Origin of the sequence: Helicobacter cinaedi CCUG 18818 = ATCC BAA-847, from assembly GCF_000155475.1 — a bacterium.
Classification (GTDB): Bacteria; Campylobacterota; Campylobacteria; order Campylobacterales; family Helicobacteraceae; genus Helicobacter_C; species Helicobacter_C cinaedi.
This window is the reverse complement of sequence record NZ_DS990397.1, coordinates 8323-10863: the sequence shown is the minus strand read 5'-3', so window position 1 is coordinate 10863 and position 2541 is coordinate 8323. Positions and strand designations below refer to the sequence as shown.

Genomic DNA, 2541 nt, shown 5'->3' with positions numbered 1-2541 from the left:
AAAAAAGAGAATATAGCTATATCATCCAAGTAGTCCATACCAAGCAAGAGGAAAAAGCTTGGTATGAGAATGAAAAGCTATGGGATACCATAGATGCTGTATCATTAGGTGCTGCTTTTATCCCTGTGGGTGGTTGGACTGCTGGTGTGGTAATTAAAGCCGGTGCAGAAGGTGCAAAAGTTGCTATCCGTTGGGCTAGTAAGAAACTCACAACAAGAACTCTAAAACTAAGAAATACGCAAAACAAAATCACAATTCAACAATATGAGTATAAAATAACAAAATATATCACTCGTTCTACCAATAGAGTAGCTAAACCTAAATATCCAAAACAAAGCCTTAGCCAAATGCCACAGCATGTAAGGGCTAGGTATGAGGAAAGAGTAGCGAGTAATTGGAAAAGAAGTAAGGGGGTGCCGGACAAAAAACTTGAGGCGGGTAGAAAATGGAAAAACGATATAGCACAACTACCTACGAGAGACACTAAGGGCAATCCTATCTTTTACAAAGAACACGATATAAGCATAGCAAGTAGTCAAAGTGGTAGAGGTGCAGAACGAATTGTAGTAGGACATAGTCAAGATGGCAATGTGTTGTATGACTATATCTACTATACACCCAATCATTACAATGATTTCATACATTTGATACCAAAATAAAGGAGAATACAATGTATTTAGATGAGGAATCAAAAAACTTTAAATACGATATGGAATATGGAATCTATACCATACAAAGCGAAAGTGAGATACCAAAGGAACTCATAGAGGACAAATATACTTTTTATGTCAAGATAAATGGCAAGGATATAAAAGATTATGAATTTGACTATATGGATATTATGCAAAATGCCTTTTTATTTCACACTAAAGATTGTGTAGGGAATCCCGATGCTTTTAGAGATTGGATGAGTGTTTTAGAATGGCTTACTTATGATGATGGAAATGGTATAGCCTATAAAAATATTATCTTAGTTTTTAAGCATTGGAATGAAGTGGGTAAGGGTTTTTTAAGTAGCGGGAAAAAGGTAAGGGAAAAGATATTGGAGGATTTTATAGAAAGTGGAGACTATGATAACTCTTGTGGAGGAATCTTGAGGCAGCTTGATTTTCAAGGGCGTTTAAAAGTTTTCAATATCTACCTAATCCTATAACAACAAAGCCTTAATCAAATGCCACAGAATGTAAGGGCTAGGTATGAGGAAAGAGTAGCGAATAATTGGAAAAGATTAACAAAATATGCTAAAAAAATAGAACCTAGAAACGATAAAAAATATGGAGAGCAAATAGAGATGTGGGAATAGATGTGCATTATCAAGCGACAATCCCTGATAATGTTATAAGAATAGAAACATTAGATGAGAGTGATGAGTTTATAGAGATAGTGTTGCCTCCAACATTACAAATTGATGACCCACCTTTAGAAGATATGAGTGCTATGTTTATTCCTGCTTTAAGAGGTATAGGTTCTGCGATTAAAGGGGTAAAAGGAGTAACAGAGCTTAGTAGGAGTTTGACAAGGGAAGAGGTGTTGGAGGTGGTGGGGAGGTTGCCAACCGCTAAAGAATTGGGTCTTGGAAGAAGTGAAAGAGTGCATTATACAAAAGACACAAAAGAATTTATGAATTGGTCACAAAATTTATAAACAATGCAAAATACAATGGAGAGCATAAGCAAACAATGAGAGTGAAAAAAACTGGAAAAGAAGAAAAGGTAAATGTGTTAGAATATTTTTTAGATGATGGCACTTCCATAGGTATTCGCTCTAATTCTCAAACAGGTGGTAAAGCCATAGATATAAACAAAAAAGAAAAGATTATTCATAATTTGGAGACGATAAGAAAATGAGGTATAAGGTCTTAGAAAGTATTGATAAATTTATATTTGATTCTATTTATAAAATCGGTATGGATAAAAAAATAGCGGCTGTTTTAGGTGATGAGGCATTGGATTTAAAATTACTATTAAGCAATTCAAATATTACAAAAATAGATATTTTAGAATACTTTGAGCATTATATTTTGGCAGAAGCAGAGTCTAACTTTGAAATTGATGAAGTATTTATGGGGCAATATGATGTTTATCCATTTGATGTTTTAGATAAGACACTTTTTGAAAATGATCCTAAACCTAGTTATGCAAGTGAATATATAGGAGTGATTGGTGAGTGTTTTTTGGGTAATTTGATAGATTTTACTTGCAAAGATGAAGAAAAAAGCTTGTTTCATTCTTTTAACTCTTCGTTTGAAGCTTGGAAATATTTTAAAGAAATATTTTTTTATCAATATCAAAATTATTTATATAGCAACGACAAAAAAGAAAATTCTAAAATACTTTGGAATAATCCTAAAGATTGGAATTCTTGGGATATAAATGTAATCCGCACAGAGAAAGGCACAAAATACTTTAATGAAATCCTAGCCCCTAGATTTTATAACAAATACAAAGACTTAAGTGTTGAAATAGATTCAAAAGGAAATATTATAAAGTGGATAGGAAAGATTAATAGATGAGTGCTTCAAACATATCTAAATCTTATGTC

At 32.9% G+C, this 2541-nt stretch carries 5 protein-coding genes; all 5 read left to right on the top strand.

The annotated features are described in order from the left end of the window. Positions 1–659, top strand: a 659-nt coding sequence (locus HCCG_RS10820) for a ribonuclease domain-containing protein (RefSeq protein WP_326544426.1), incomplete at its 5' end; no start/stop codon positions are given. A gap of 11 nt (positions 660–670) precedes the next feature. Further along, positions 671–1153, top strand: a complete 483-nt coding sequence (locus HCCG_RS10815) for a hypothetical protein (RefSeq protein WP_002957589.1) — start codon at positions 671–673, stop codon at positions 1151–1153. 140 nt (positions 1154–1293) lie between these two features. Next, positions 1294–1644: a hypothetical protein gene (locus HCCG_RS10810; RefSeq protein ID WP_002957587.1), complete on the top strand. Its 351-nt coding sequence runs from the start codon at positions 1294–1296 to the stop codon at positions 1642–1644. Between the two features lie 35 nt (positions 1645–1679). Next, positions 1680–1847, top strand: a complete 168-nt coding sequence (locus tag HCCG_RS10805; RefSeq protein WP_230197958.1) for a hypothetical protein — start codon at positions 1680–1682, stop codon at positions 1845–1847. Next, a complete protein-coding gene (locus tag HCCG_RS10800; protein WP_002957585.1) occupies positions 1844–2512 on the top strand; it encodes a hypothetical protein in 669 nt (222 codons plus the stop codon). Before HCCG_RS10805 ends, HCCG_RS10800 begins: the two co-directional genes overlap by 4 nt. Positions 2513–2541 lie beyond the last annotated feature (29 nt).